This window comes from Rhizobium croatiense (assembly GCF_019793465.1).
GTDB classification, from domain to species: domain Bacteria; phylum Pseudomonadota; class Alphaproteobacteria; order Rhizobiales; family Rhizobiaceae; genus Rhizobium; species Rhizobium croatiense.
Map to the genome: position 1 here is coordinate 579,691 of NZ_JAILYJ010000001.1, position 6,625 is coordinate 586,315.

Consider the following 6,625-nt stretch of genomic DNA (forward strand, 5'->3'; position numbering starts at 1 on the left):
GTTTGAAATGATTTCTTTCTGAAGAAAGCACCATGAAGCTCGACGCCATCGACCTGCGCATTCTCGACGCCGTCCAGCGCGACGGCCGCATCACCAAGCTGGCGCTGGCCGAAAAGGCCGGACTGTCGCCGACGCCGTGCTGGATGCGGCTGCGCAAGCTTGAAAAGGCCGGTGTTATCACCGGCTACCACGCCCGCATCGCCCCGCGGCGCATCGCGCCGGTTGCCAGCGTGATGATGGAAGTGACGCTCGCCAATCACCGCCAGGCCGATTTCGAGCGCTTCGAACGTACCATTGCCGCAATCCCCGAGGTCGTCGCCTGCTGGTCGGTGGGTGGTGGCGTCGATTACATTCTGAAGATCATGACGGCCGACATCGACGCCTACCAGCGACTGGTCGATGGGCTTCTCGACCGCGAACTCGGCATCGACCGCTACTTCACCTATATCGTCACCAAAACGGTGAAGGAGGAAGCAGTCGTTCCGGTCTCTTCCTTCGCCGCGTCCGGCGATGAGGAAAGCGCTTCCTAGACAATCTCTCTTTCCGGCGGCTGTGCTTTAGCCCGTTTCTCTCTTTTCGCCATCGCCAAAGGACAATCTCTCAGCCGCTCCTGTGGAAGACTTCACGTCACCGCAACGAGGAGATTGGACATGACTGCCGTTTTTGCCCGCCCCGCCTATCACGACGCGCTGTCGCGGCTCGCCGATCGTCACCTCCTGCGCGATCTCGCCTATGTCGGCGGCCGGTGGATCGCCGGTGCAACGGGAAAGAGCTTCGCCGTCACCGATCCGGCTTCTTCGGCGACGCTCACCTGGGTTGCGAGCCTCGGTGCCGAAGAGACGGCAAAGGCGATCGATGCGGCGTCGGACGCCCTTGCCGTCTGGCGCGCGATGCTGCCGCAGAACCGTGCGGCGATCCTGCGCAGATGGCACGCGCTGATGCTTGCGGCGAAAGAAGATCTGGCGCTGATCATGACGCTCGAACAGGGCAAGCCGCTTGCCGAAGCGCGCGGCGAGATCGATTACGCCGCCTCCTTCATCGAGTGGTATGCCGAGGAAGGCAAGCGACTGAACGCCGAAAGCGTCACCAGCCATCTGCCCGGGGCGGAAATGATCGTCCGGCGCGAGGCGCTCGGCGTCGTCGGCATCGTCACGCCCTGGAATTTTCCTTCCGCCATGCTCACCCGAAAGGCGGCCGCCGCGCTTGCCGCCGGCTGCACCGTCGTCGCCCACCCCTCCTCGGAAACGCCGCTTTCTGCCCTCGCGCTTGCCGAACTCGGTGAACGGGCCGGCATTCCCGCCGGTGTCTTCAATGTGGTCACCGGCCATGCCGCAACGATCGTCGGACGCATGTGCGCCGATATCCGCCTGCGCGCGATGAGCTTTACCGGCTCCACCGAGGTCGGCCGCCTGATCGCCGCGCAATGCGCGCCAACGATGAAACGGCTGGTGATGGAGCTCGGCGGCCACGCGCCGCTGATCGTCTTCGACGATGCCGATGTCGCAAAAGCGGTCGAGATCGCCGTTGACGCCAAGTTCGCCACATCCGGCCAGGATTGCCTTGCCGCCAACCGCATCTTCGTCCAGCGGCGCATCGCCGATGCCTTCGCCAAGGCCTTTGCCGCCCGCATCGGCGAGCTGAAGGTCGGCGCAGGGCTTGAGGAAGGAAGCGAGATCGGCCCGCTGATGCATGAACGCGCCGTCGTCAAGGTTGAGGAGCAGGTCGCCGACGCGCTGGCGCAGGGCGCCCGGCTCGTCATCGGCGGCAGCCGCCACAAGGCCGGCCGGCTCTTCTATCGGCCGACGCTTTTGACGGATGTGCCGGCGAATGCGCTGATCATGCGTGAGGAAACTTTCGGGCCTGTGGCGGCGCTGACCACCTTCGACACCGAAGAAGAGGTCGTTGCCCGCGCCAATGATAGCGAATACGGCCTCGTCGCCTATGTGGTTACCGAGAACGGCGCCCGTCAGATGCGTCTCGGCCGTGCGCTGGAATATGGCATGGTGGCGGTCAACCGCGTGAAGATCACCGGCGGCCCCATTCCCTTCGGCGGCTGGAAGCAGTCTGGCCTCGGCCGCGAGGGCTCGCGCCACGGACTCGAGGCCTTCACCGAACTCAAATATCTCTGCATCGACACCGCCGCCTGAGCACCCAATTTCAAGAAGAGGACAGGACATGCTCGACAAAAGCAACGAACTCACCGCCTGGGACCGCGATCACTTCTTCCACCCCTCGACCCATATGGGCATGCATGCGCGCGGCGAGACGCCGACCCGTGTCGTCGCCGGCGGCGAAGGCGTCTACATCACCGACACGAGCGGCCGCAAAAGCCTCGATGCCTTTGCCGGGCTCTATTGCGTCAATGTCGGCTACGGCCGCCAGAAGATCACCGACGCGATCGCCGAACAGGCGAAGAACCTCGCCTATTACCACGCCTATGTCGGCCACGGCACGGAAGCCTCGATCGCGCTGTCGAAGATGATCATTGACCGCGCGCCCGATGGCATGAGCCGCGTCTATTTCGGCCTTTCCGGCTCGGATGCCAACGAGACCAACATCAAGCTTATCTGGTATTACAACAACATCCTCGGCCGCCCGGAGAAAAAGAAGATCATCTCCCGCTGGCGCGGTTATCACGGCTCCGGCGTCATGACCGGCAGCCTCACCGGTCTTGCACTCTTCCACAATGCCTTCGACCTGCCGCGTGTGCCGATCCTTCACACCGAGGCGCCCTATTATTTCCGTCGTCCCGACCGCTCGATGAACGAGGAACAGTTCTCGCAGTATTGCGCCGACAGACTGGAGGAGATGATCCTCGCCGAAGGCCCCGATACCATCGCAGCCTTCATCGGCGAACCAATCCTCGGCACCGGCGGCATCGTGCCGCCGCCGCAAGGTTACTGGCAGAAGATCCAGGCCGTGCTCGACAAATACGACATCCTGCTTGTTGCCGACGAAGTCGTCACCGGCTTCGGCCGTCTCGGCACGATGTTCGGCTCGGATCACTATGGGATGAAGCCGGATCTGATCACCATCGCCAAGGGCCTGACCTCCGCCTATGCCCCGCTTTCCGGCAGCATCGTTTCGAGCAGGATGTGGCAGGTGCTGGTGCAGGGTTCCGATGAATTGGGAGCGATCGGCCACGGCTGGACCTATTCCGCCCATCCGATCTGCGCCGCCGCCGGCATCGCCAACCTCGAACTGATCGACGAAATGGAGATCGTCGAAAATGCCGGCACGACCGGCGCCTATTTCCGCTCGGAACTGGCGAAGGCAGTGGGCAGCCATCGCAACGTCGGTGACGTCCGCGGCGACGGCCTGATGGCAGCCGTCGAATTCGTCGAGGACAGGGATGATCGGAAATTTTTCGATCCCGGCCGCAAGATCGGCCCGCAAGTCGCTTCCGCCCTTCTCGAACGCGGCGTCATCGGCCGCGCCATGCCACAGGGCGACATCCTCGGCTTTGCGCCGCCGCTCTGCCTGACGCCTGGGGAGGCGGACATTGTCGTCAAGGCGACAGCGGACGCGATCGAAAGCGTCTTCAAGAACATCTGAGGAGAAGCCGCATGACGATCCCGGAAAAGATGGCAGCCGTTTTGCTCACCGGCCATGGCGGATTGGAGAAGCTCGCCTACCGCACCGACGTCCCCGTTCCGGCGCCGGCGGAGGGCGAGGTGCTGATCCGCGTCACCGCCTGCGGCATGAACAATACCGACGTTTGGGTCCGTGAAGGCGCCTATGGCACCGAGGACGACCCCTCCGCAATCTCGACCTGGCGCAGGCGGGGCAATACGCTGACATTCCCGCGCATTCAGGGCACCGATACGGTTGGCCACATTGTCGGCGTTGGCCGCGGTATCGACCCCGCGCGCATCGGCGAACGCGTCATGGTCGACTTCTCGATCTATAATCGCGACGACGACAGTCTCGCCGACATTGACTACATGGGTCATGGCCGCGACGGCGGCTACGCCGAATATATGGCGCTGCCGGCCGAAAACGCCCATGTCGTTGCAACCGATTTGACCGATATCGAGCTCGCCACCTTCTGCTGCGCCTATCTGACCGGTGAGCGCATGCTGGAACGGGCGCGGCTTGCCACCGCCGAACGCGTCCTCGTCACCGGCGCCTCGGGCGGTGTCGGGTCGGCGATCATCCAGCTTGCGCGTGCCCGCGGCGCCATCCCGATCGCCGTCGCCGGTCCCGGCAAGGAGGCGGCGATGCTCGAGATCGGCGCCGAAGCTGTGGTGACCCGTGGCAAGGGCGATCTGGTCGAAGCCGTCCATTCCGCAAGTCGTGACCAGCCGATCGATGTCGTCGCCGATCTCGTCGGCGGGCCGCTGTTCAACGACCTCCTGAAGATCCTGCGCCCCGAAGGCCGCTATACGACAGCCGGCGCCATCGGCGGCCCGGTCGTCCAGCTCGATCTCAGGACCATGTATCTGAAGCAGCTGGAGCTGCACGGATCGAGCCAGGGAAGCCGCGCCGATTTTCGCCGCCTCATCGGTTATATCGAAAGCCGCAAGATCCGGCCTCTCGTCGGCGGTGTCTATCCGCTGTCGGAATTCCATCGCGCCCAGACCGAGTTCATGGCGAAGAATTTCGTGGGCAAATTGGTCGTGGTGCCCGACCCAGGATAAGGCGAGATTCCGATCGCGCCGTTGGCGAACCTTATCGGCGTATCGGCGTTTCACGGCCATGGACAATCGTTGCGATCACATCGGCCATTCGTTGCGCCAGGCAATCTGGGGCGTCTCTGCGGCGTTGAGAGAGGCGAAACCGCCGGTCGCGCCAGAAGGTCTCTGATGCCAGCCGCCAAGACGACATACCTCACCCCCGCCGAACTCGGAAAGATTCGCCGTGCTGTGGGCATAGCACGGCTGATGGATACGGCAGTCCGACTGCCTTTGATCGGCGTACGGATCGGTGCGGATTCGGTCCTCGGCCTCATCCCGGCGGTCGGCGACGTTGCCGGCTCCCTCATCGGCCTTTTCATTATCGACGAGGCACGGCGCCTTGGCCTTCCCGCCCATAAGCTCGCCCGCATGGCGGTCAATCTCGGCGTCGACGCCGCCTGCGGCACGGTTCCCCTGATCGGCGATATCTTCGACGTCTATTTCAAGTCTCACCGCCGGAACGTCGCCATCATCCTGGACCACTTCGGTGTGAGCGAAGAGGAACTGAACCGCCGCATGTGACGCGGCCGGCGCCCGCGCCTTACGACGCCGAGCAATACCGGACTGCTTTCGTCTAAAGCGCGTCGCATCAAATTTGATTCACGCGACGCGCTTTAGCCCTTTGTTTTGTGCATGTCCTTGTCCCGGAACCGCTGCACACCTCCGGGCGACATGCACTAAAGCTCGGTCAGAGCACCAGCCGTCTTTACGGCGTGATCGAGAACAAATTGCAGCTTGGCGGCGTGGCTGAAACCCGGCTCATCCGGCTGCCCCTTTCGCACGGCCTTTGCAAAGCGCTGGAAGTTGGTGATGACCGGCTCGACCTCGATCGTGCGCCAGATCGCCTTGTCGGCATCGGCGCCTTCGCAGACCCTGAGAGTCGAACCCTCAGGCGTATGCACCACCTCAAGGGCGCCCTTGTCCCCATGCAGGCGCAGCCGCAGCTCGTTCAGATGGCCGGTTGCCCAGCGCGTCGCATGGATGACCCCAGCCGCACCGTTTTCGAGTTCGGCCATCATCAGGAAACTGTCATTTGCGTCGAGGTCGTACTCGCCGATCCTGTTCCCGGGGCTCTTGTCGAACACCTTGAGGTGCGATGCTGCCGCCTTGACGTCGCTTCCCGCGGCAAAAACCGCGAAGTCGAGAATATGGATACCGACATCGCCCAGCACACCGTTGGAGCCATGCTTCGTCGACAGCCGCCAGAGCCATTGCGATTCCTTGGTCCAGTCGCCCCAGGCCTTCGAGACGAGCCAGCTCTGGAGATAGGACGCTTCGAAGTGGCGGATCGCGCCGAGGCGCCCGTCCAGCACCATCTTGCGGGCTGCCTGAAGCGGCGCCACGTTGCGATAGGTGAGGTTTATCATCGTGACCTTGCCGGATGCCGCCGCGGCGTCAGCCATCTCTTTGGCTTCGCGGTAGTTGACCGCCAGCGGCTTCTCGCAGAGCACATGTTTGCCGGCGCCGAGTAACTTCATCGTCGTGGAATAATGGGCGCGATCCGGCGTCACATTGGTGACGGCGTCAAACTCGCCCCAGGCAAGGGCGTCATCAAGCGACGTGAAAGTCAGCGGGATATCGTGCCTGAGCGCGAAAGCCCGCAGCCGGACCTCGTCCGTATCAACGGCAGCGACAATTTTGACCCCGGTGATTTCGGAAAAATGCATGGCGTGGGTATTTGCCCATCCTCCGGTTCCGAGAATGATCAAGCGCATTCTTTTGTCCTCATGGTTGTCCAGCGAAGCGTGAGCGGCAGCGAGATCATCGCGGCGTCTTGCGGAGCCGAACGCGGCGCCCGCGCCCACGGCGTCTCATCTCTTATCGGTAACCGGCTTCGCCGGCCTGGTGCAGTTTCGGGCCGCGTTCGATGATCGGCTCCAGCGCCTTTTCTACCGGCACATTTGGAGCGTCGGTAATAGCAGTCAACGCCCCTTGCGGGTTGTACGCCC

6 protein-coding genes and 1 pseudogene are annotated in these 6,625 nt (G+C 63.1%); 5 read left to right on the plus strand and 2 right to left on the minus strand.

Translation table 11 applies throughout. The features are described from left to right. The first annotated feature begins 32 nt into the window (after positions 1 to 32). From K6M89_RS02665 to K6M89_RS02685, 5 genes are all read left to right on the plus strand, one after another. Entirely contained in the window at positions 33 to 530 is a 498-nt protein-coding gene (locus K6M89_RS02665) for an Lrp/AsnC family transcriptional regulator (protein WP_097581519.1), read from the plus strand. A gap of 120 nt (positions 531 to 650) precedes the next feature. Next, positions 651 to 2,147, plus strand: coding sequence for an NAD-dependent succinate-semialdehyde dehydrogenase (locus K6M89_RS02670; protein WP_222138347.1), 1,497 nt, complete (start codon positions 651 to 653; stop codon positions 2,145 to 2,147). Between the two features lie 28 nt (positions 2,148 to 2,175). Beyond that, positions 2,176 to 3,555: an aspartate aminotransferase family protein gene (locus K6M89_RS02675; RefSeq protein WP_222138348.1), complete on the plus strand. Its 1,380-nt coding sequence runs from the start codon at positions 2,176 to 2,178 to the stop codon at positions 3,553 to 3,555. Positions 3,556 to 3,566: 11 nt separating this feature from the next. Then, complete coding sequence (locus tag K6M89_RS02680) at positions 3,567 to 4,640, plus strand: alcohol dehydrogenase family protein (RefSeq protein ID WP_222138349.1); 1,074 nt, start codon at positions 3,567 to 3,569, stop codon at positions 4,638 to 4,640. 165 nt (positions 4,641 to 4,805) lie between these two features. Next, a complete protein-coding gene (locus K6M89_RS02685; protein WP_097581524.1) occupies positions 4,806 to 5,198 on the plus strand; it encodes a DUF4112 domain-containing protein in 393 nt (130 codons plus the stop codon). A gap of 155 nt (positions 5,199 to 5,353) precedes the next feature. Here K6M89_RS02685 and K6M89_RS02690 read toward each other — a convergent pair whose 3' ends face one another. Together K6M89_RS02690 and K6M89_RS02695 are read right to left on the minus strand one after the other, a co-directional pair. Continuing rightward, positions 5,354 to 6,391: a Gfo/Idh/MocA family protein gene (locus K6M89_RS02690; protein ID WP_222138350.1), complete on the minus strand. Its 1,038-nt coding sequence runs from the start codon at positions 6,389 to 6,391 to the stop codon at positions 5,354 to 5,356. A 103-nt stretch (positions 6,392 to 6,494) separates the two neighbouring features. Continuing rightward, positions 6,495 to 6,625: pseudogene (locus K6M89_RS02695) on the minus strand (ThuA domain-containing protein); the annotation flags it as partial.

Excerpts from the sequence above, each read along its gene's own strand:
- K6M89_RS02665 (WP_097581519.1), top strand. The coding sequence starts at position 33 with ATGAAGCTCGACGCCATCGACCTGCGCATTCTCGACGCCGTCCAGCGC.
- K6M89_RS02670 (WP_222138347.1), top strand. The coding sequence starts at position 651 with ATGACTGCCGTTTTTGCCCGCCCCGCCTATCACGACGCGCTGTCGCGG.
- K6M89_RS02675 (WP_222138348.1), top strand. The coding sequence starts at position 2,176 with ATGCTCGACAAAAGCAACGAACTCACCGCCTGGGACCGCGATCACTTC.
- K6M89_RS02680 (WP_222138349.1), top strand. The coding sequence starts at position 3,567 with ATGACGATCCCGGAAAAGATGGCAGCCGTTTTGCTCACCGGCCATGGC.
- K6M89_RS02685 (WP_097581524.1), top strand. The coding sequence starts at position 4,806 with ATGCCAGCCGCCAAGACGACATACCTCACCCCCGCCGAACTCGGAAAG.
- K6M89_RS02690 (WP_222138350.1), bottom strand. The coding sequence starts at position 6,391 with ATGCGCTTGATCATTCTCGGAACCGGAGGATGGGCAAATACCCACGCC.